The organism is Novipirellula herctigrandis (assembly GCA_007859835.1).
Classification (GTDB): domain Bacteria; phylum Planctomycetota; class Planctomycetia; order Pirellulales; family Pirellulaceae; genus Novipirellula_A; species Novipirellula_A herctigrandis.
In genome coordinates, this window is the sequence record SJPJ01000001.1 from 5012278 (window position 1) to 5035818 (window position 23541).

16 protein-coding genes are annotated in these 23541 nt (G+C 51.9%); 6 read left to right on the forward strand and 10 right to left on the reverse strand.

Going from position 1 to position 23541, the window contains the following annotated elements:
• Positions 1-148 precede the first annotated feature (148 nt).
• The 3 genes from nqrF to CA13_RS18205 all read right to left on the reverse strand — a co-directional run bounded on the left by nqrF (position 149) and on the right by CA13_RS18205 (position 5332).
• Positions 149-2464, reverse strand: coding sequence for an NADH:ubiquinone reductase (Na(+)-transporting) subunit F (gene nqrF, locus CA13_RS18195; RefSeq protein WP_419194528.1), 2316 nt, complete (start codon positions 2462-2464; stop codon positions 149-151).
• 47 nt (positions 2465-2511) lie between these two features.
• A complete protein-coding gene (locus CA13_RS18200) occupies positions 2512-3915 on the reverse strand; it encodes a sugar porter family MFS transporter (RefSeq protein WP_146398990.1) in 1404 nt (467 codons plus the stop codon).
• A gap of 142 nt (positions 3916-4057) precedes the next feature.
• Positions 4058-5332 (reverse strand): uroporphyrinogen decarboxylase family protein, encoded by a 1275-nt coding sequence (locus CA13_RS18205; protein WP_419194529.1) that lies wholly within the window; start codon positions 5330-5332, stop codon positions 4058-4060.
• Positions 5333-5855: 523 nt separating this feature from the next.
• Between CA13_RS18205 and CA13_RS18210 the strand changes: the two genes are divergently transcribed.
• The 4 genes from CA13_RS18210 to rrtA all read left to right on the forward strand — a co-directional run bounded on the left by CA13_RS18210 (position 5856) and on the right by rrtA (position 13783).
• A complete protein-coding gene (locus tag CA13_RS18210) occupies positions 5856-9158 on the forward strand; it encodes a carbohydrate-binding protein (protein ID WP_419194530.1) in 3303 nt (1100 codons plus the stop codon).
• A gap of 158 nt (positions 9159-9316) precedes the next feature.
• Positions 9317-10687, forward strand: coding sequence for a DUF4185 domain-containing protein (locus CA13_RS18215; RefSeq protein ID WP_146398994.1), 1371 nt, complete (start codon positions 9317-9319; stop codon positions 10685-10687).
• A gap of 212 nt (positions 10688-10899) precedes the next feature.
• On the forward strand, positions 10900-13071 hold the full coding sequence (locus CA13_RS18220; protein ID WP_146398996.1) for a VIT and vWA domain-containing protein: 2172 nt from the start codon (positions 10900-10902) through the stop codon (positions 13069-13071).
• A 79-nt stretch (positions 13072-13150) separates the two neighbouring features.
• Entirely contained in the window at positions 13151-13783 is a 633-nt protein-coding gene (rrtA, locus tag CA13_RS18225) for a rhombosortase (protein WP_146398998.1), read from the forward strand.
• A 66-nt stretch (positions 13784-13849) separates the two neighbouring features.
• Here rrtA and CA13_RS18230 read toward each other — a convergent pair whose 3' ends face one another.
• The 6 genes from CA13_RS18230 to CA13_RS18255 all read right to left on the reverse strand — a co-directional run bounded on the left by CA13_RS18230 (position 13850) and on the right by CA13_RS18255 (position 19475).
• A complete protein-coding gene (locus CA13_RS18230; RefSeq protein WP_419194531.1) occupies positions 13850-15337 on the reverse strand; it encodes a TlpA family protein disulfide reductase in 1488 nt (495 codons plus the stop codon).
• Positions 15338-15471: 134 nt separating this feature from the next.
• A complete protein-coding gene (locus CA13_RS18235) occupies positions 15472-15714 on the reverse strand; it encodes a hypothetical protein (RefSeq protein ID WP_146399002.1) in 243 nt (80 codons plus the stop codon).
• Between the two features lie 87 nt (positions 15715-15801).
• Complete coding sequence (cbiE, locus tag CA13_RS18240; RefSeq protein WP_419194532.1) at positions 15802-17061, reverse strand: precorrin-6y C5,15-methyltransferase (decarboxylating) subunit CbiE; 1260 nt, start codon at positions 17059-17061, stop codon at positions 15802-15804.
• On the reverse strand, positions 17051-17629 hold the full coding sequence (locus CA13_RS18245) for a redoxin domain-containing protein (protein ID WP_419194533.1): 579 nt from the start codon (positions 17627-17629) through the stop codon (positions 17051-17053). The genes cbiE and CA13_RS18245 overlap by 11 nt, the downstream gene beginning before the upstream one ends.
• 5 nt (positions 17630-17634) lie before the next feature.
• A complete protein-coding gene (locus CA13_RS18250; protein WP_146399006.1) occupies positions 17635-18561 on the reverse strand; it encodes a sugar phosphate isomerase/epimerase family protein in 927 nt (308 codons plus the stop codon).
• Positions 18562-18593: 32 nt separating this feature from the next.
• The gene (locus CA13_RS18255; RefSeq protein ID WP_146399008.1) at positions 18594-19475 is read right to left on the reverse strand and encodes a rhomboid family intramembrane serine protease; all 882 of its coding nucleotides are present in this window, start codon (positions 19473-19475) and stop codon (positions 18594-18596) included.
• 358 nt (positions 19476-19833) lie between these two features.
• Here CA13_RS18255 and CA13_RS18260 point away from each other — a divergent pair, with 358 nt between their 5' ends.
• The gene (locus CA13_RS18260) at positions 19834-21876 is read left to right on the forward strand and encodes a M3 family metallopeptidase (RefSeq protein ID WP_146403750.1); all 2043 of its coding nucleotides are present in this window, start codon (positions 19834-19836) and stop codon (positions 21874-21876) included.
• Positions 21877-21878: 2 nt separating this feature from the next.
• On the opposite strand, the gene CA13_RS18265 is transcribed toward CA13_RS18260, so the two are convergent.
• Positions 21879-22754 carry a hypothetical protein gene (locus CA13_RS18265; protein WP_146399010.1) on the reverse strand — a complete coding sequence of 292 codons (876 nt, stop codon included), beginning with the start codon at positions 22752-22754 and terminating at the stop codon, positions 21879-21881.
• Between CA13_RS18265 and CA13_RS18270 the strand changes: the two genes are divergently transcribed.
• Entirely contained in the window at positions 22753-23541 is a 789-nt protein-coding gene (locus tag CA13_RS18270) for a hypothetical protein (RefSeq protein ID WP_146399012.1), read from the forward strand. The genes CA13_RS18265 and CA13_RS18270 overlap by 2 nt on opposite strands.

A 23541-nucleotide genomic window follows, 5' to 3' on the forward strand; every position in this document is an offset into this window, starting at 1 on the left:
AGGTATGGTCCGTTAGAATCCAGCCAGCCCGTCGCAGGAAGAAACGTCAGGCTAAGAACCGTTGGAAGTCATCGTCCTTGGTTTGTACGATAGGTTCAGGTTGAAAATGGGTGCCGGAAACCACCTCGTCGCGAACAATCTAAGCGAATCAGAATTCGTCGTAGGCAATCTGACACGGCTCCACGCCTAAACTTCCAAGCATCTTGGTACACGCCTTGATCATCATCGGAGGACCGCAAAGATAGAACTCAACTGCTTTGAGGCTCGAGTGATTGTTAAGGTAATGCTCGCGCACTACCTCGTGGATATATCCGACGTGGCCCATCCAGTTGTCTTTTTTAAGCGGTTCGGAGAGCGCAAGATGAAAGTCGAAATTGTCGTGGGTTGCGGCCAGCTTCTCGAAGTATTCCGCATAGTAGATTTCTTGTTGTGAACGTGCGCCATACCAATAGCTCAGCTTGCGAGCTGTATTTTCATTGTTTAGGAGATGAGAAAGATGCGCCCGTAGCGGAGCCATTCCTGCACCGCCACCGATGTAGACCATTTCCTTGTAGGTTGGTTTGATATGGAAGTTTCCGAAGGGACCAGTCGCGGTCACCGTGTCTCCAGCTTTCAAATTGAACATATAGCTCGAGCCAACTCCGGGTGGACAGAGTTGTCCCGCCGGCGGGGTGGCAATTCGCACATTGAACATCAACTTCCGGTCTGGCTCTTTGTGGTTTGCGATAGAGTAGTTGTTGCACCGACTTGTATCGCTGTTCGTAACGCCCAAATCGAAGACATGCTGGTTTCTCCATACCGAGGCATAAGGCTCTGGGATATCGAAATCGCGATACTCGATCCGCTCATACGCCGGGATATCAAACTGCAAATGGTCTCCTGGCTCAAACTTGACCGATTCCTGTTGATCGACTGGCTCGAAAACCAGTTCCCTAATAAAGGTCGAGACGCTCCGGCAGTTGATTACTCGCAAAGTGAATGCCTCTTTCTTGCGTGCTCCTTTGCCGCCAGCCTTCATCACGTTGATCCGCAGTCGGCCTGCACGCTCTTCAACAGGGTAAGTGGCGAGTGCGCGGCAAATCGGTGCTCGGGCTGGCGAGCCATCTTCAAGGTCGAAGCGGCCGTTGTGCTTCGAGCATTCGATCACCTTGCCTTTGACCAACCCGTTGGCTAGGTGGGTGTTGCCATGCGTGCAGATTCCGTCCGTCGCATACAGTTGCCCTAAGTCGCCGCGGTAAATCGCGAAGGACTTCCTGCCATGATCAAATCGAACAACGTCCTCACGATCGAGATTATCAGCGGCCATCACATCAAGCCACCCCTCAGCGTCGGGCGGGGCATCGGAACGGTGAAGGCATTCGTTCGATTGGGTCTTGGGATCGGGTAGGATGCGTTTAACGTGATATGTCGGGTCTTTCACTTGCCGCCGCAGTGCCGGCACGATTTCTCGCCATGCGACGAGCAAGCCCCTGTACGACGCTGGACAATCATCCTTCACCAACTCATGCAATTCGGGTAAACGATGATAGGGAACTAGAGGAAACATGTGGTGCTCGACGTGGAAGTTCATATTCCAGTACAGAAACCGGTTGATCCGATTCATATTGACCGTGCGGCAATTCAAACGGTGATCCAAAACGTTTTCGGCAAGTCCTGCGTGCTGTGTTAGTCCGTAGATCGGCATCAGCCAAGAGCCAAACAGATGTGGCAAGGCGAGCAAGAGTGGCAGACTTCCCCACAGAAGGCTGCCGGTCGCAATCCAGGTTGCTATTGCCAAGGCGACTATCATGAAATAGATCGCCAAATAAATGCCCGCGCGGTGGTAGACTTTGGAAAACTCAGACTCGGGAATAAATGTTTTCTCCTCTTCCGCCATCTGGCCGAAACTGTGCATGACAATCCGTGTGAAGTACTTTGGAATTACCGGAAAAGCGAAGAAACCCCAGACCAACGCTTTGATGTTTGGCGGACGCGGCACCACGATCTCAGGATCGCGACCAACGATGATCGTGTCGCTGTGATGCCGCGTGTGGCTCCAACGCCAAACGACCGACTCTCGCATTACCATGAACGAGGCGAGTTCGTAGAGTGCGTTGTTCATCCAATCGGTTTTGAAGGCAGTACCGTGGCTTGATTCGTGCCAGCGTGAATCGGATGTCGAAGCGTAAAGCATCGCGTAGCCGAGGTACGGTAACAGTGCCCACCACGACCCCCATAACGTGATCGTTGCACCGCCACAGCAAACGATTAGCCCGAGCCAGATGATCGTGTCGCGAATCGCCGGACCGTTGCTGCGTACCAACAGCCTGCGCATCGTGGCGCGAGGGACCGCGCATTGGTACCAATCGGCTTCGGAAAGCCCGAGTTCCACAGCACGATCGGCATTTTCGCCGGTAAGGCTATAGTCGAACGCACTGGGCAGACGCATGGTCGCCGCAGGTCGGTGGTTATGTTCCAGAGCCACTGCGTCTCCAATTCAAAGTAAGAATCCGTAATGTCACAAACGAGATCCTACCGGCGCTCAAGCCACATCCGTTCGAGTTCTTCCAAAGTTCGGCCCTTGGTCTCCGGAACAAAACAAAACATCACAACAACCAGGACGAGGCAGAACGCTGCATAGACAAAAAATGGAAAGCCATGATTAAATTTCTCCACCAACCACGGATGCTCGTCCATCATCGGAAACGTTTGGGAGACGACGAAGTTTGAAAACCAAAGGAAGAATGTGGCGATCGCCAAAGCCCGGCCGCGGATCTTCGTAGGAAAGATCTCGGAAAGGATCACCCACGTTACTGGCCCCACGGACATTGCAAAGCAGGCGATGTATCCAAGCATAAAAATGAGCAACCAGCCGCTAACCGCTCCGGCACTTACCGATAGGCCGATTGCGGTGAGGCAAATGCCCATACCCGCGGCACCGATGATCATTAGCGGTTTGCGACCTACCTTGTCGACAATCCAAATCGCCAGCACGGTGAAGACAAGATTGACGGCACCAACAAGCACTGTCTGCAGCAGGGCCACATCCGTTTCTGCTCCCGCCATCGACTTGAGAATCTCCGGTGCATAATACAGAAACACGTTGATGCCAGTAATCTGCTGCAGCACCGCGAGAAGGATGGCAATGACAAGAACAATACGCATCCCAGGTTGTAAAAGTTGGGTGATCGACCCGGTTTCTTCGTCCATCGTCGCTTTGATCTCTGCGATCTCCCGATCGGCGTGTGTTTCGCCATCAATCCGTTGAAGAATCCTGCGGGCCTTTTCCTGGTTGCCTTGCTTGAACAGAAAACGCGGGCTTTCCGGTACGACAAGCATGAGTCCGAGGAGCAGCAGCGCCGGAATCGCTTCGGATCCAAACATCCATCGCCATCCAGTACTTGTATTCCAAGCCTCGTCACCTTGACCGACGATAAAGTAGTTTACGAAATAGACGACCAACATGCCGAAGATGATCGCGAATTGGTTGAGCGAGACCATTCGCCCGCGAATCCGTGCGGGGCTAATTTCGGCGATGTACATCGGGCTGGTCATGGACGCAATCCCGACTCCAAGGCCACCTATGGCGCGAAAGATAATGAACTGGGTAAGCGTCTCTGGTAGCGCGGTGCCGATTGCTGAAACGAGAAAAAGTGACGCCGAAATCAGAAGTGCAAACCGCCGCCCCAAGCGATCATTGAGTTCTCCTGCGAAAGTGACCCCTGCGAAGCATCCGACGAGGGCGCTTGAAGCAGCCCATCCTTTTGTGGCCGCATCGAGTTCAAAATGTTGCTGCAAAAAACCAATAGCGCCGCTAATCACCGCGGTATCGTAGCCAAACAGCAAGCCTCCTAGCGTGGCGACCAACACGACAAGCGTCAGGTACACGGTGCTTCCATGATCGTCTTGGTGAGTGCTGCGAGTTTGGTTCATCATAGCTACTTTCAACGGGCACTATTGGCGACGGGCACTATTGGCAACGGGCAGCACTATTGACTGGATCGCGGAAACAAACGCGACCACACCTTGTACATCGTGGCCTCGCTTTTCAGTTTGGGTAAAAACCGGTAAAGAAACTTTAGAACTTTTCCGCAGTCGCATAGCTATCCTTCACCGCCCGGTACATGGCGAGCAGGTTCTCGGAAGATGTGGGTGCCTGAATATTGTGAATGTTGTTAAAGACGAAACCGCCGCCGGAATTGAAGATCCGGATACGTTCGCTGACTTCGTCGTAGACTTCCTCTGGAGATCCAAAGGGTAGCGTGTTTTGCGTGTCGACACCGCCGCCCCAGACGACCAAGCGGTCGCCATAAGTATCTTTGAACGCTTGGGCTTCCATCCCCGCAGCAGAGCATTGCACCGGATTAATGATGTCGACGCCGATTTCGATGAAGTCATCGAGGATAGGAACAATCGAGCCATCGGTGTGAAAGAAAGTTTTCCATGTCGTATGTTCATGAACCCAATCGTTCATTTGCTTGAACAATGGTTTCCACAAAGAGCGGAATGTTTTCGGAGAAATTAACATGCCTTCCTGGCCCCCGAAGTCGGTCCCACTAATAATGATGACATCGAGTTTTTCGCCGACGGCTTGATGCAATAACTCCATATTTCGAATCGCGGCCTGGGTCTGTAGTTCATAGATGCCACGAATGTAATCGGGTTCAAGCAGCAAATACTCGTACCAAAGGTTCGGGTCGCGAAGACCCTTGGGCTCGATCAGATTCTCACCGGGGACAAAGGCGACATCACCGAGTCCACCCTGGCCGAAATTCATCACCAGCCCGTAATCGGTTTGCTGATGCACATGGTTCGCTTCACGCTCGAAGTGAGCAAGATCCTCATCATCAAATTCGCCAAATGAATCGGCCCAGTCATTGGGGTCAAGGTTGTGCTCGTCGATCGGTTGCTGGCGCACGATGGCGTCAAAGAAGTAACCTCCCTTGGGAAGTCGTCCCGATGGTTTGGCATTACGATCCCCTTTGGGATAAACCAAAATGTCACCATTGGTTTCTTCGCTGTACTCAAACTGTTTTGATACCTGTACCGCCGTGCCATCTTGCAACGTCCAAGGCTTCCATCCATCGTTCTTAAATCCAAAGATGGTCGATCGCCCCCAAAGACCGACAACATCAACCCCCAACGCTTGCCGCACGTCCTCCTCGACGAACCCCAAAAGCTGGTAAGGCTCGTGAACTTTGGGGGGACGCTCGGGAAGGTTCAGGGCAGCCCTCAGCCGCGCATAAGCACTCGCTGCAATGCCCGTCACCCACGTTGCTCCGAGATCGAGGCAGACCCGGTCGGGTTGCTGATGATTGAGTGTAGCTCTCAGGCGTTCGCGCGGAGTCATCATGATCCCCTGGTATCTCGCAATTCAGAGTCAAGTTTTGTGCGTTCTAGAACAGGTTCATCAAACCTTGGTAGTGTTCTAAGCATACCTTCCCGAAACAGTGGATAGGATGGACGGAAGTGCTGAATGCATGGACATTATTCGTATCTCGGTTCCAATCCACCTAATCCGCTACTAGTCTTCCAGAATGACAAAACCTTAATGATTCCAAGATTTGCTACAGGAGTGGCATGCCCAACAGCAGCGGATGACAACGCGAACTTCATCCATGCAATCAGCACTTCCGTCCATCGTTTTCAACTTGTTTGCTGGGAGTTTTTTCAGCAAGATGTGTAGGAACGATTGCCGGAGCCCAGCATTCCGGAGCCCAGCCTTCCGGAGCCCAGCCTTCCGGAGCCCAGCATTCCGGAGCCCAGCATTCCAGTTGATACCCATTTCCCTCCGTTTTGGGTTGCACGCCTCCATCAACGATAAGGCAAGCTCTTATCGCCCACCAACCGCGTTCTTTAGGTATTGCGAACAAACCATGAGACACTTTATCTCGATTTTGGCAGTGTATTCGTTGTTTTGTATAAATGCGGCTGAAGCATCCGATGGACAAATCGTCGTCGGCGTTGCGGCGAGCGAGATGGAACAATACGCTGCGTTGGAACTGCAACGATACCTCTATCAACTTTCCGGTTCGCAACTAGCCATCGTGGACGATAACGCGTCGATCGATGGTCCTGCTTTTGTCGTTGGCACCAAACAAACCAACGCGGTTGTCAGACAATTGGCCGCTGATGGTCAGTTGGAAGTGGATTCCGAGGCACTCGGCCCACAAGGTTTTTTACTTCGAAAATTGCATCAAAACGGACATCCCGTGTTGGCAATCGTTGGTCATGATGCCGAGGGGACACTCTATGGTGTCTACGGCCTATTGGATGATCACTACGGCGTAGGCTTTTACTTTTCCGGCGATGTGTTGCCTGAGAAGAAAGATCGTCTGACCATTCCCGATATCGATGAATGCAAAACACCGGAGATGCGGATTCGTGGCGTACTGCCTTGGACAAACTTCCACCAATCGGCCACTGTTTTTTCATGGAATGATTGGAAGTTTGTACTCGATCAAGCCGCCAAGATGCGGATGAATTTTATCCACATCCACAACTACAACAAATCGCATAGTTGGGACGGTCGTGGTCACACGGAAATGTTCCATACGTTCCAATATCAAGGGTTTTTGAAACGCAGTTGGATGGCCAGTGCATCCACGGGACACCATTGGTGTTGTCCAGCCTGGGACGTCAACGAATATCGCTTTGGTGCCAGCGATTTATATGGCGATTATGATTTTGGCGCCGACTGTACCTTGCACAACGAATCCTTAACCAATTTACAAGTTGCCAATAAGGGGATTTCGGAGTTCGAACGTGTCATTTCCTATGCGCACTCACGTGGCATCAAAATTGGGATCGGCCTGGATATTGATGTTGTACCGTCTGAGTATGGTGTGGCGGCCACGAATGCTGAACTAGTTCAGTCTCGAATTGATCAGATCACGAGCCACTATCCTGAACTGGACTATTTGCTTTGTTTTCAGTCCGAAAAGCATAGTGCTTGGAGCAGCGACGAATACAAGCAATGGCGCGAGATTTTTGACCAGATCTACGACGGAGTGAAAGCGAAATCGCCCAAAACACGTTTGGCCGTTTCGGGATGGGGCCTACAACCCGAGCCGGTGGCATCGCTACCCGAGGATGTGATCTGCGCGCCGATCGCCCGCTACGGGGCAAGTTTCGAGAATGGAGAAATCTACGGTGATCGAGAGTACTGGGGATGTCCGTGGCTCGAAGTCGACGGCGGGTGCTCTCAGCACTATTATCCGTACGGCACGCATCTATCAACAACGATCGCTTCCTACAAAAAACGTGTCCCCAACATGACGGGACTGTATTGCCTGACATGGCGACTTAGCGATGCGATCGAGCCTAAGTTGTCGTACATTGCCAAAGCTCCTTGGGATCTCGAGAATAAATATGACTCGTCGTATGACGTCTACCACGAGTATGCCCAAAAGAACTATGGATCGGAAAACGCGGCAGCCGTTACAGAAATCATCAACGAGAATGAACCATTCGCGGAAGACCATGGGGAGTGTCGACAAACGCCCCATTTTACGGGATCAAACCGACGTGCTGAGCAAGGGCATGTGCTAGATTTGGCGAAGATTACACTGCTCAATCGCCATTCGAACGATCAGCCCGCATCGACCGTTACAAAGATTGCTGCTGTCAGCTATTCGCTCCGACGTGGGCCAACACTCCAAAAGTTCAAATCCGATGATCATGGAGAGGATGATCATGGAGAGTACGTTCGTAAAATTGTCTGCGGCGACTGGCTACACTTTGACGATGTTGATTTTGGTACCGGTGCAAACGCAATTGCCCTAGAGTCGCGAGTACGGAAGGACTTGGATGTCGAAGTGCGAATCGACGGGCCCAATGGTCCACTTGTCGGCGTTTGCGACTTGGCTCATTCAGCGCAATGGCAGACCACTCAGACGGATACTGAAATTGTTACTGGAAAACACACGCTCTGTTTGCGTTTCTTGCTGAAAGCCAAGAACGAATACGACAAAGCCACCTCGCAACTTGAAGTGGTCCAAGGCCTCGTCGACAAAAGCAAAGACATCGGTCAAAAAGAGCGGCTCGAGCGACTGGAAAACCGGCTCGCAAGCGTGAGAAACTACTTGAAGATGGACGAGCACTTTCCATACATCACTTGGAATGAGCTACCGGGTGCCTTTGACGATTGGGTTGGTAATTTTGTTGCACGAGTCCACGACATCTCGTCGCTTGGCAATATCATCAGTATTCAGAATCGGTTTGTAAAACTCCGATATGTCTCGAAAGTTGATGAGCTTCGTCGCGAACAGCAAATTCAATCGCCCTCGGATGTATCCGCCCGCGGCACAACCGACGGAACGTGCATTTCCTGGCAAAACGAACAACCGTCCGTCCATGGATTCAATGTTTATCGCGACGGACAACAAATCAATGAAACTCTATTGCCACCGGACGCTAACACCTACGCTGATCAAGTGAATGGGAGATTTGCCTATCAAGTAGCGGCGGTGGATGCGGCAGGTAACGAAAGTCTTCGCTCGATTCGTAGCCATTGTTCAGGCGGTGATGCAGACGTAGCTGACCCGCGCGTGATTGTGATTTCGCCACCTACATCTCAACCTATCGGACAGCCGGTTGATGTCGTGGCAAGAGTGCTCGATGGTCGGGCATTCGAAGAAATTTCGGCAATGATTTTCTTCCGCAAACCGGGCGAGCCGGAGTGGATCGAATTGCCGATGACGCGACAAGCAAAAGCCGTTTTTGGCGGACGCATTCCAGGGCACGAGGTCACCGAGGCTGGTTTGGAGTATTATGTCGCCGCATCCGATGGAACAAATACTGGCCATTTTCCTAAAGCTGGCGTCATGCAGCCTGCGTCGTTGGTAGGTTACTCAATCAAAGACATAACACTTCCATCTCCGCCGTCAGGACTCGTCGATTCGGATGGCATATTGAAATGGCGTGCATCGGGCGACGACATGTATTGGTACCAGATATACCGCAGCAAATCGCCTGATTTTCTGCCTGGCCCAGCGACCTTGTTGACTTACTTACCTTCGGATGCCTTGGTCTTCACCGACAAGGCACGAGATCGCAACGGACAACCGCTTTTGGGCAATTATTTTTATCGTGTCGTTGCCGTTGACGAACAGGGAAACGAAAGCGTTCCAACGCCAATCATCAAGATCGTTCATGGCCCGGTCCAAGAAGCGTCATAGGTGAGAGAAAGTGCTGAGCAACGAAAGTGCAGAGCAACCAGAGTGAAGATAATTCGTCGATTAAGTAGAAACAACACATGGTAGCGCACAGCCTTCGAAGGTTGTTGTGTTGCCATAGTCCTATGCAGCGAGGTTGGCTGGAAATGTACCGAAGATTGATGTTACTCCTTGCCATAGGTGTTTGGGCCATAGGTGTTTGGGCCATAGGTGTTTGGGCCATAGGTGTTTGGGTCATTGCCGAGGAACCAGAGTTGGCAAGCGATGCAACAAAGGAAACGGTGTGGACTGCTATCGAGGTTAGGCCAACGATGCCGACAACGTATGAAGCATCGGGCGAACTTCCGTCGGGCGCGCCACCGGTATCGGAGCGTTTTCGTGGTGTCGAATTCAGTGGTCGCTACGCGAACTATACCAAGGCTGACACCTGGTATCCGTCTTGGGCTTCGGACGGTCACCTTTACTCGCCTTGGACCGACGGAACCATCGGCAAGATGGACTTCGTGTGGTCCGCCAAAGGCAAGGACGCAGAGACGGGTTACGCCAGGATTGAAGGTGACGACCCGCTCGATCTTAAAATCGCTGATTGGGGCACTCGCGTCGCATCGGCATCGCCTTTTCAAGGACGGTATCCCTGCGGAAGCTTGCTGCATGATGGAGTGTGGTACTACGGAACCTATGGACTAGACCAACCGGTTAAGACAGTGAGTTCGGATTTTGGTTGGTATGTGCTCGGTCCACTCGTAGGATTCAGTTGGTCGATCGATTTCGGCAAGACTTGGCACGAAACGCCACACACTGCCGACAAGCCTCTGTTTCAGGAGGTAGCTCGGGATCAACTCGACCTCAACCAAGGAAAAGCGGGTCCGTTCATCAAGATGGGGGCGCCGCACTTCGTTGATTTCGGTAAGAACATGGAACACTCTCCGGACGGGAAGGCGTATTTGGTGGGGCATGGGGCGGAGTCTCCCGATCGTCATCCACGCCTTGCCAACAACTCTTGGGTTACCGGCGACTCGGTCTACATGGCGCGCGTGACGCCAAGTATCGGTAACATCAACGATGTTTCAAAATATGAGTTCTTCTGTGGGCGTAACGAAAACGGTGAGCCCATTTGGACGAGAGACTTCCAAGAAATCAAACCGATCTTCTCATGGAACAACCACTGCGGCATCACGACGGTTTCTTACAACCCGGGCCTCAAACAATATTTCATGTGTATCACCGACGGTCACCGAAAGGTCACCAGTCGTCTCAAATACACGAGCTATATCCTTGCCTCCGATAGACTTACGGGGCCGTGGAAGTTGGTGGCGCACATGAAGAACTTCGGGCCTCAGGCCTACTTTCTAAACATCCCTTCTAAGTTTGTTTCCGATGACGGCAAGACGATGTGGTTGTGTTACTCGGCCAACTACATGGAAGGAAATCGGAGGAACGACCCTGCCTACGTTGCAAAGACCGAGCCCGCCGGAAGTGCGTACTCTCTGAGTCTCCATGAATTCAAGGTCATGGAAAACGATGCCGAATAGTCATTTGGCTTGCGATTCATCGACGTTCGTCATTCGGTGGCGGATGGTGACTTTTGCGCATCAATGCTCGTCAATCTATCACTGACATGCTCTCAGCCGTCGTATCTCAAATTCGGTGAAAGCGCGCGCAAGTCAGCTCGTCGGGGGCTCTTCAATCTTAGCGACCTATTTCTGGTCGCCCATTTCTCAACTTCTACGTGAGGGGTACCGCTATGACTACGCAAGCAACTCGATGTCACCAAATTCAGAACCGACATGGTACGGCTATTCTTGCCGCTGGAGTCATGGTGGCACTGATCACTCTTGTTCTTCCTTCACACGCTTCGGCCGCTGGATTGTTGGTGTCCCAAGGTGGATTTGGTGGGGTGCTTGAAATGAAAGAACATGATGTTCGCGTCACCGTCAACAACTCGATCGCCGTCACACAGGTGGACCAGGTGTTTGTGAACACAGAGAATCGCCAGGTCGAAGCCCTGTATACGTTTCCCGTTCCTCGCGAAGCCAGCGTTTCCAATTTTAGCATGTGGATCGCAGGGAAAGAAATGATCGGTGAAGTCGTTGAAAAGGAACGAGCCCGGCAAATCTACGAAAGCTACAAACAAAAGAAACGCGATCCGGGGTTGCTAGAGCAGGTCGATTTCAAGCAATTCGAGATGCGGATTTTCCCGATTCCCGCCGGTGCCGAACAACGAATCCGAATCGAGTATTATCAGCAGCTCAATGTCGATCATGATTGGGCAACTTACGTTTATCCGCTCGCGACCGATGTCCGTGGCGGACAACTCGACTCGCAAGTGAAGGGGCGGTTTTCGATGACAGTTGATTTCAAAAGTGAAGTGCCGATCAAGGAACTCCATAGCGAGTCACACCCAGATGACTTTGTCGTGGTCAGCCACGAGCCTAAATACGCTCAAGCCGCGATGGAACTGAACGAAGCCGATTTGTCTCGCGATATTGTGATGGCGGTGCAAACCAAGCGTCCCCGGACCGGCTTGGATGTAATCACCAGTCATCCCGCAGGCGAGGACGGTTACTTCATGTTGACGCTGACTCCTGGTGAAGACCTAAGCAGCACCGCCGAACCGATGGACTATGTTTTCTTGCTCGACGTTTCGGGAAGTATGTCTCGTGACGAAAAGCTCGCGATCAGCCGACAAAGTGTGGTGGCATTCATCGATTCGCTCGGTCCCGACGACCGCTTTGAATGCTTGGCTTTCAATCTTGTGCCAACGCCACTGTTCCGTTCTCTGCAACTCGCAGCTGCTGAAAATTTGGATCAAGCCAAAGAATTTTTCGATGCGCAACGAGCACGCGGCGGCACAGTACTGCAACCCGCGCTATCGGCTGCCTACGCCTATCGTGATGATGATCGCCCGCTCAATGTCGTCCTGCTCAGTGACGGGATGACCGAAGTGGGTGAACAGGCAGAGTTGCTTGGCTTGATCCAGTCTCGACCCGCGGGCGTCCGAGTGTTCTGTATCGGTGTTGGAAATGAAGTCAATCGCCCGTTGCTCGATCAAATGGCAAAACAGGCGGGTGGGTTGGCCGCTTTCGTCTCGACCGAAGACAGCTTTGGCCGTCAGGCGCACCTGATGCGTCAGAAACTCGTACGTCCCGCCATCGAGAATGTTGCGGCGCAATTTGCCGGAGCTGCAGTACGTGATGTCGAACCGACGGAACTAGGGGACCTATTCTACGGGACTCCACTGCGACTGCTCGGGCGATATGGTGCGAACGGTCCGGTCGCGATCACGCTCACCGGTACCGTACAAGGCGGGCCTTGGAAACAAACCGTCGAGGTGGATTTGCCAAAAGCAGACGAAGGTAACAGTGAAATCGAACGAATCTGGGCCCAACAACGCGTGCAACGACTGTTGGCGGGCGAGCGAGCTGGGAAAGGATCCCAGCGTGACGAGATCGTCCGTCTATCCGAGGCATATTCAATCGTATCGCCCTATGCGTCAATGCTCGTGTTGGAAAACAATGCCGAGTACAAACGTTGGAAGATCGAGCAGCGCAATGCGACGCGAATAGAGCGTGACCGACAATCACGCAACACCGTTCAAGAAAAACTCGCGGAAATGCGACGCCGTGCGAGCGAGGGCTTTGAGGTCGAGCGAGCCGAGAAGTTGGTTTCAACACCGGATCGGGTGCAAGCTCCCGCAACAACGAGGCCGCAGCCGAATCAATCGGCTTCGCAGTCTCCATCGCAATCGGTCCGGCCAAGCCGCAGCGTGGACTTGGATGTTGAATCCTCTAGTCGTGGTCGTAACCGTGGTGGACGTGGTGGTGGTGCGATTGATCCCGTGACTGCGCTACTGGCGCTGGTAACCGCCGGTGGAGCTGCGATGGCGGGAAGAAGAAAAAACCGCAACAGGACGTAAGCAACTTGCCTGGACATCCGCGACGGTCGCAACGGCCGTCGTCATGATGCGTTGTCATCATTCCATGAGCTAATTCACGATGTGTACACAAGCCATCCAAAACTACCGATTCACTATCGCCATCACGCTGGTTGCGGTACTCGCCTTTTTGATTCCCTCGCTGTCACAGTGGATGGAATTGGATTACCTTCTCGTCGCCGACGGCCAGTGGTGGCGGATTTGGACAGGTCACCTGACACATTACGATGGGAACCATCTGTGCTGGGACCTATTGATGTTCGCGATTTTGGGCGCGGCGTGCGAACGGGAACATCCGCGTTGGTTTGCGATTGCATTGGTCATCATGATGGCGGGTGTTGCATTGATCATCGCGCTGTGTTGCGACGAGATGCTGGTCTATCGAGGACTGAGCGGTATCGATACGGGATTGTTCGTTTGGCTGGTCGCTGATCAATGCCGCCGTTGCTGGATCGATCGCGATCGGATCGCGGCGTTGGTCTGGCTGACTCCCGTTGTCGGGCTGATCGGCAAGCTCACTTACGAAGCCACGACGGGGCAAACCTTGTTCGTCGACGCAGCGAACTTTACGCCAATCGTTGAAGCTCACCTTGCTGGTGCATTCTTTGGATTACTCTTGGGGCAATTGGCATGCAATTCATCCAGTCTCGCGAAATTCAAGCGGCGCGGTAGCCGCTTGATGCCGTCGAAGTAGCAATAGCGGGGCTGATCGGGGTTGGAAAACTCAATCGAGTTTAGGCATGCAGACGGCTAGCCAAGTTCATTTGAGAAGCTCTTGGATTTTGTCGTGGATTACTTTCGCTGTTGCCTCGCCAGCGCCTGTTTTGACGAATTGAACGACACCTTCTCGATCGATTAGAACCACATGCGGAATCCCGCGGACACCGTAATTGCTTTGCATTTCGCTATGCATTGGAGTGACGAAAACGGGGTGCTCAAGCTTGTAATGATCGAGGAACATGCGAAGCGATTTGATTTCGTCCGTCGGTTCAAATTCTTCTTTGGACCGTGAGGCTCTCTTTTTTTGGTCATCCCATTTGAATCGGTAGTACTGAGTCACCCCGACAATTTCGAATCCTTTGTCACCAAATTCTTCTCGCCACGTTCGCAAATGGTCAAAGGTAGCGATACAAGGACCGCACCACATCGCCCAAAAATCGACAAGCACAACCTTGCCTTTCAGCGATGATTGGCTAATTTCCAATCGGTTGACGCATGCGTCAACGTCCCAAGCGGGGGCGGGCTTACCGACCATGGATGAAACCGATTTAGCAGCAGAAATGTTTTCCTGGCGAACTTCGATTCGTCGCAGCGTTGCTGCAACGGCGCGATTCTTGGTGGCGACGGATGTCAGTTTTTTCGTCACCCGTTCGATTCTCTTTAGTGTGGCGTCCGGGTCATCCTGACGCCACTTGGTGATCAGTGCAAATTGAGCGGTTGCATAATCGGATTGCAGTAACGGTGAGTCGGGAAACCGCTCGATCGCTTCGTCAACAAATGAGTCGAGTTTTGTAATGCACTCTTCACGCCATGCATCGTTCTCGGCGCTGTTGTCCGTTAAAGCCATAAGCATTTGGATGACGGCGTGAAATGATTCGTCGGTGGCATCGGCGGATTGGATCATCTTGGTCATCTTGACCAAGTGTGCGTCAACGAATTGCTTGGCAGTTTCGCTCTGACCATCATTTGCGATTTGCTGGGCCTTGAGGACGGCCAGTTGAGTGAAGGGGAAGATCCGCTGGATCTCGCTGTCGGTGTCGAGCGTTGCGAACGCTTTGAGACTTAGGTCAACGGCTTGATTCAACTCATCCATTTGACCGCTTCGGTCAACGATTTCACGAATGCTCTGCACTGTCATCCAGACACCAAATTGATTTTCCGACTCGTTGATGTTTTGGATTTGGAAATTTAGCAACTTTTGGAACTGCGCCGTGGCGGCTTTTTCGTCGCCAGAATCGATCAGTTTAATGGCCAATGCATGGCGCAGAACATTCAGATCGGCCGAATTGGGATCGGCGGCAATTTGAGCGTCGAGAAAGCGTTCGGCTTCGCCAAGGTCTTCGGACATTCGCTGGCGAAGATCATCGTGAAGTTCACGAAACGACTTGCCCGTGGGGGATGAAGCGGAATCCTGAGTCAACGCGGTCGTTCCTCGTTCCGCGACAAGAAGAACGGCCAATGATAAAACGACCAGCAATTTGAATCGGCCGTGGAGGGCTTGGCGTTTGAACTTTGTTGACGATTGCATGATTGATGAGTCCTGTGCTATCGGCTCTAGAGAGATACCAAGCGATCCTTTCGGGGTCGAATCGTCCATTGTACATGTGAAGCACGTGTCCAGGGATCATTGACAATCACGTCGCCCATTCCACGCTGATCGGTTTAGAAGCCACAGCAACCTTGGTCGCCCCAGAAATAGCCATCAACCGCTTCGATCTCATTGTCGCGCAGGATGGCAACCAGTTCGTCAGAACCGAGCATTTGGTGCGCCTGTAAGCGCGATGTCGTTGGGATGGCGATCAGTCGTTCTAAAACCTTGATATAAAGCGTGCCGGCGGATTCATCGCAATCGTTCGACTCAAATCGACATTCGGCGGTAACGGGTTGGGGTTGGGGTTGGGACACGATTTTTCTTTTAGTCGCCGAAAGATTGTATCGAAAGGGATGTTCTCGGTAGGACGAGATGGTCCGTTGTGGAAGTGAAGTTCGAGCTTACTTTTGCCCCAAAACCAAAAACGTTGGATTTAGTGAGGCGAAGCGGACTCGATCGAGTTGGTATTGGCCACGAGCGATGTTAATCATGCGGACATCCGGTTGCATTGCTGCGTCCCCGAGGACTTGTTGCACAGCAACCAAATTGTCCGGACTCGAAACATTCACCACGATTCGTCCGCCACTTGTTAGACGCTTGATTGCGCTGGAAACCAACTCAGGAACGATTCGCCCACTGCCGCCAACAAAAATGGCATTGGCGTCTGGCAGTTCCTTCCATGCCTCCGGTGCTTGACCATGTATTGGAACCAAGGAGGGGACATCGAACATCTTGGCGTTCTCGATCATTAGGGCGAAGTCTTCCGCATCCATTTCGATGGCAAAGACTTTGCCTTTATTCGCAATTGCTGCTGCTTCGATGGCTAATGATCCACTGCCCGCGCCGACGTCCCAAACAACACTGGTGGGGGTCAGACTCAATTCTGCCAAGGCGATACAGCGGACTTCCGATGGTGTTAGTAGTCCACGTTTGGGGCGTGATTGCAGGAAAAGGTCGTCAGGGTTACCGAACAAACGTCGTTGCGCGCTGCCGCTCGGTCGGTCGGCTGCTCCGTGCCGGCGGACCAAAACCATCACGTTCATTGAACCAAAGGATTGCGTGCGGATCGATTGCAGATCTCCTTGGGTCACGGTTTCGTCAGGCGTACCGAGGTTTTCGCAAACATATCCAGTGAAATAGTCGATCCGACGGTCTAGAAGTGCTTCAGCGACGACAGCGGGTGTGATGGATTCGGTGGTAAAAAGTCCGACCAGTTCCGCTGTGCGAATGTTGTCGACCACACGATCGAGTGGTTGCGTGGCAAGGTTGGTGAGGTAGGCATCGTCCCAGCTTTCTTTCACCCGAGCGAACGCCAATTGCATACTGCTAACATGCGGGATCACTTCAAAGCGATCTTTGCCAAACGTTTCGGTTAAATATCGGGCGATTCCGTAGAACAGTGGATCACCACTAGCTAGAACGACTGCTGATGAATCACCAAGCTCTTTGATCGCTTGTTGAAGTTGTTGAAGGTTACTGCCGACGACAATCCGTTTGGAATCCGTATTCCCGATTTTGTCTAACAGCAGCGATGGGCCAACAAGAACGGTGGCATTTTTGATTAGTTGTCTGGCTTGGCCAGTTAAACCATCAAGTCCATCGTCGCCAATACCAACAATTTGAATGCGAGCGGTCAAGGGTGTCTCTTTCTTACTTTTCAAGTTTGCGAATCGCTTGGAGTATCTCTTCAGGTCGACTTCGGCCGGCATGTGAATCGCTGATCTTGGACCATGCGACCCGGCCATTTTGGTTGATCACGTAGGTGGCAGGATAGGCCGTTTCGCGAGGTGAATTCCAACGGATTCCCCACTCTGTGACCATCTTCATCGCGTCATCTCGAACCATCACCATTGGATCTGGAATCGATCGTGATCCCATAAACTCTTCGGCGTGTTGCTCTAGCATGTTGGCTTTTCCAGGATAAACCAAGATGACTCGTTGGCAGGACTCGGCAAGTTTTTTCGCTCGATTGATCAACGAACTGACTTGCTGATTACACAGCGGACATTGGTATCCGGGATAACCGCGAAGGACCACGACCACAACGGGGCCTTTTCTAATTTCGTCTTCGAGATTGACGTAGCTATTTTCGCCGATGATCGGCAATTCAAAGTTGATCGCTTTGTCCCCGACCGCCAAAGGGCCTGTTTTAGCTGGTTCGTCGGCGTTCACAAGAACAGCAGTTGCTAGCAGCATGATCGTAGCGAGTGGTCTTAGAATCGATTTCATAAAGCTCAGAGGGATTGAAGGTGAGAGATACTTGTACGGATGCTTTCGATTGGATTGGGTGACTGATCTTGCTCGACATGGCATTCGGCGACACCGATCTTCTTCGCCAAGTCGACAATCTGTCTCATGTCGATCGTACCGTTACCGAGTTCCTTGAATGCGTCGGCGGGGACCTTTCCTTCGTCGTTGATTGTCCCGACACCATCCTTCAAATCCTTCAAATGAACTTGGCTGATCCGTTTGCCAAGCTGGTTCATCATCGCTAACGGATCCTTTCCGCCGATTTTAACCCAGAAAACATCGAGTTCGAATTCCATTAACTCGGGGTCAAACCGTTCCATGAAAACGTCATAGGGAGTCTGGTCATTCCCTTCAAATTTTGCAAACTCGAAGGAATGGTTGTGGTAACACATTCGCATACCAGCATCGTGCGCCTTGGACGCCGCTTCGTTGGACGCGTCGGCAATTCGTTGGCACTTTTCGAGCGTATCGCGGTTCTGTTTACCGATGTAGCCGAAAACGATGTGCCGAAGTCCCAAACGCTCAGCAAGTTCGATACTCTTGTCGACACTTGTTACACCTTTGGCTGTGGGATCCGCGATTGCTTTCCAATCCATAAACGCGCTGTGAACCATCATCCCATTGTCACGGGCGATTCCCGCAATCTTGATGGCGTCCTCGTCAATCGACATCAACTCGACTTGTTGATATCCCGCTTTGGCGATTGCCGAGAGCGTTACCTCGGCATCCTCGGACATCTGGTTGCGGACGGTGTAGAGTTGAAGCCCGATGCGGTCGAGATAAGGAGCATTAGCCGCGAAGGCTTCGAGCGGCCGAGCAAGCATCGCAGCGAAGCCGGCGATGGCCGAAGCTTTCACCAAATTTCGGCGACTCAAGCAAACACTAGACGAGTGGACATTTGGATGATTCATGTTCGGCGCCTCGGGGATGAGAGAAACGTATTTTAAGAATGATCACGTCGTTCGCGTTGCCGTCGACTATAACGCTCAAGTGTCTTGCGTTCGGACCTTGACAGGCTACTTTCGCCAAGTTCATGGATTTTTGCCAAAATCCGGTCTGCTTCCTCAGCTTCTTTTTCGATTTTCCGATCAGGATCGTGAATTTTCAGTTTCGCGCGGCGTGACCGCTGACGGATTCGCTCAGGAAACTCGGTCAGAAAATCGAAGCTGAACCAGCGGAGATTCCAATTGCGAAAAAAGTAGAGTAAAGCAAATGCCGCACCAGCCAAGTGAACTTCGAATGCCGTGTTGGCTCCTGTGAGCGACATGATGCCAAGGGCACCTGCAAAGTCAGCCGCGACAAAGAAAACGGCGATCACCCACGCTTTCACCGGCAACACAAACATTAGCAAGACTTCGGCTTGCGGATAGTAGCACGCAAACAGAATGGTTGTCGCGACGACCGCCCCGCTAGCGCCGATGACACTGCCACCGGGTTGGCCCTTGAACAAAAAGGAAACCGATGCAACCAGTCCACCGATCAGGATCGCGGCAAGATAAAATTTCAAGAACTCTTGCTGGCTAATCCTTCGTTCGACAATTCGGCCGAAAAAGAACAGGCCAATCATGTTGAACAGAATGTGGTTGATGTTACTCGGATCGTGAACAAACCCGTACGTCAAAAATTCCCACCACAACCATGGTTGCAGCAGTGTGAAGCCATGTGTGGCCAACCACCCTTCGAGCGATCCATCGAAAATCATTTGTAGCAGAAAAACCACCACATTGATGACAATCAGAATGATCGTCGTGCTGTGCGGCTTTTCAATCCGGTCCCAGGGGGTCCGGGTTTCGTTGCGACCGTAATCGCGGTCATATAGACCCATGACAAAAGGTTCCTCAGTTCGCTCCCAGTATGGGAGAATGCTATCATTTTGGCAATCAATCAGCCCTTATCGTAGCAATCAATGGGCCAACTCGTCGATATCCAGCGGAATCGTCCCTATACTAAGACGCCTTATCGACACAGCAGATCGACACATCAGCGTGAACCGAATTGCCAGTAACCCCGAAGACCACGCAAAATTTGAAATTTCAACTCGCAAGGAATCACACGTGAACCGCCCACCCTTTGCATTGCTGAGAACCGTCACCCTCGTTTTGGGATCGACCGTTTTCGCGTTTCTCTCGTATGCTCGCCCACAAGTTTTTGCTGAATCCACCGACACCCTCGTGAGTCAAGAAATGAATTCGCCGCTGCTACAGAAATGGACTGGACCTTACGGCGGGGTGCCACCGTGGAACTTAGTGCGAACGGACGAGTTTCAAAGTGCCTTTGACATCGCGATAGCCGCAGCACAGGAAGAGATCGAAACGATCGCCAATCAATCGGAACCGCCGACATTTGAAAATACAATCGTGGCGCTCGAAAAATCGGGCGATATGCTTGATCGACTCGAAACTCAATTCGATGTGCATTCATCCAACCTAAACCTTGGCCCGATTCCTGACATTGAACGATCCGTCGCGCCTCAGTTATCCGCTTATCGCGATACCATCTACCAGAACGCAAAGCTGTTTAAACGAATCGAGACGATCTTCGAAAGTGACGCGATGGATTCGTTCACGGTCGCACAAAAGCGACTTGTTGACGATCTCTACAAAACCTTTGTCCGCCAAGGTGCAAAACTGAATCAAAGCGACAAAGCAAAGCTATCGCAAATCAATACTCGCTTGGCTCGGCTCTTTACCGACTTTAGTCAGAACGTCCTCGAAGACGAAAAAGGCTTTGTCACTTGGGTCGACAACGAAGCGGATTTGGCAGGTCTTCCTAATAGCGTCAAGACAGCAATGAAGTCCGCGGCCACGAATCGCGGCAAGCCTGATCAATGGGCCGTTACAAATACCCGTTCGTCGATGGACCCGTTTTTGACGTACTCTGATAATCGTGCGCTTCGCGAAACCGTTTGGCGAAACTACTACAACCGTTGTGACAATGGCGACAAGCATGACAACAACGCGATCATCTCGGAAATTTTGAGTCTACGCGACGCTCGGGCGAAACTGCTTGGCTACAAAAACCATGCCCAATGGCGACTTGAACCGACGATGGCTAAAACGCCTGCGGCGACGATGGAGTTGATGATGAAGGTCTGGCCCAAGGCGGTTGCCCGAGTAAAGGAAGAGGTGACCGACATGCAGGCCATCGCGGACCAAGAAGGTGCGAACATCAAGATTGCACCATGGGATTATCGGTACTATGCCGAGAAGGTTCGCAAGGCAAAGTACGATCTCGATTTCAACGAAGTGAAACCGTATATGCAGCTGGAAAAATTGCGTGAAGCGATGATGTGGGCGGCTGGCCAATTGTACGGGATGCAATTCACCCTCGTGACGGACGTACCTGTCTTTCATCCTGACGTGCGTGTTTGGCGAGTCGATGACAAGGAGGGAAATCGGATCGGTTTGTGGTATTTCGATCCTTTTGCCCGCGAAGGTAAACGAAGCGGCGCATGGATGAATGCGTACCGATTGCAAGAAAATATCGACAAGCCGATCACGCCGATTGTTTCGAATAATTCAAACTTCATCAAAGGAGTCGAAGGTCAACCGGTTTTGATTTCCTGGGATGATGCGGTGACATTGTTCCACGAGTTCGGGCACGCGTTGCACGGATTGAATTCGAATGTGAACTATCCTTCGCAAGCCGGCACGAACGTAGCCCGAGATTATGTCGAGTTTCCTTCGCAGTTAATGGAACATTGGCTTGATACACCCGAAGTGCTTAGTAAATACTGCGTGCACTACCAAACGGGCCAGTCGATGCCAGCGGAGCTACTTGAAAAGATCAAAAAGGCATCGAAGTTCAATCAAGGTTTTGACACGGTCGAGTATTTGGCTAGTGCGATTGTCGACATGAAATTGCATACCACTGAACAAGAGAAGATTGATCCGGATAAATTTGAACGCGACACATTGGTAGAAATCGGAATGCCCGAAGAATTGCCGATGCGACACCGCACGCCCCATTTCGCTCATATCTTCAGTAGCGATTCGTATTCGGCAGGTTACTACAGTTACCTTTGGTCGGACGCGTTGACAGCGGATGCAGCGGAGGTGTTTGAAGAAGCGGGCACATTCTATGATCCCGACATCGCAAAGCGATTGCACGACGACGTGATGAGTGTTGGTGACACGATCGATCCCGAGGAAGGTTTCCGACGATTCCGAGGTCGCGATGTTGACACCAGTGCGCTACTTCGAAAACGGGGCTTTCCAGTAGATTGATGTTAAGGTGAACCGGGGAAAGTCTCGGCGACTTTCCCCGCGGTTGCTCCCATCCGACCCGCGGCGGCGGTGACGGCGATCGCTGCAAAATGGCCTGCGAAAACCATCAAGTAGGAAAGTGCGTAGTAGATCGCCAATTGGTAATCGATCGGTGGTTGAGTGAGCTTGGATTCGCAAAACGCTAGCGCAACAGCTCCAGCCACGCATAGCAAAACCACACCCAGTATGCGAAGCAAACCCGTTCCAAAGCTCACACTCAACATTGCACGACATAGCAATGTCGAAATCAAAGACAGACCAATACAAACGGCGGTGAAGACGATCCAATAGTTATGCGGATTCATCGGGGGCTGATGCCAGCGAGCAAAGCCGAGCAGTAACGCAAACGCAGTCGTCGCGACGATCATGTCCGAAATCGAGAATTGTCTGCGGCGACGATCCGCTTGATCACGCACCTCATTAAAATGGGGAATGCCGATCCAAGCGAATAGAAGGTTTTGGCTGAGGATCAAACCTAGACAATTGATCAACGTTCGAGCGGGCGTGTTGTCATTGGAAAATTTCAACAGCATAGCGGTTCCAAGCAAGATGCACCCCGCTTGGATAGCAAAACGAAGCCAATTTCCTGGAGCCGCCGACGCGACCCAACATCCAGCGGCCATGGTCCCAAGAACGGCACCCGCGTAGAGACTTTCCACCACGAACGCCAACTCAGGAGATTCGATGGTCGAAACAACATTGGGTTGGAGCAGCAAAAACCAAACACCCATCGTGACAGCCCAGAGTGCTAAAATGGGTAGTGCCCTTTGGTTCAGTCGCGGGATCATGTAGCTTTGTTTGTTCAAACCAGCCCCCTTTTCGGATAGGCATGAAAACATGGATGGTACCACTGAATCGATCATCGCGGTGATTGGGCACCCGATTGCCGGAAACCCTACGCAGTTTGCGTTGGAGCGAGTCTTCGATTCACTGCATCTCGATTGGAGGGTCCTTTCTTTTGACGTTAAACCAGAGAATCTGGCGACGGCATTGTTGGGTCTTGAGGTGTTAGGTGTCCAGGGCGTTTTACTCGATACTGCCTTAACAAAGCACACGGCAACACAGCACGCGGCGCCCGTCTCGGATGAAAACACTTCCGATGAGCCCAACTTGGTAAAGTTCGATTGTTTCTATCGCAACGAAAAAATACGCGTTGGATTGATCGGGTATGATGCCCAGAGTGATTGGATCCGCAGACAAATTGAAACGCACTATCGGTCAGCGAACGAATCACTTTCTCGTTCGGTTTGTGTGATCGGCCAATTCCATTTGGACGAACAGCGGGTTTTGCCGAAAGAGTTTAGCGAGTCGGTTGCGTTTTTGTTACGCGAAGATGGCGAGAAATTTGAGGAGGACGTGATCCGCGATGCAGGAATCATCCTGTTGGGCGAGCACAACGCTGCACTGGAGTGGGACGATTGGCTTCTTTCGAATTCATCGGTGCTGGTCGTCGACATGACGGATGGATATCCACTATTGCCAAAACTGGTTGAGTCGGGGCGCACCGTGATAACGTGTGATCAGCGGCAAGTCGGTGCCCTGTGCCACTGCATCGAACAATGGATCGGCGAAACGCCCTCGCCTGAGATCATTATCGATGCCATTGAAGAGTACATGGCTGTGTGA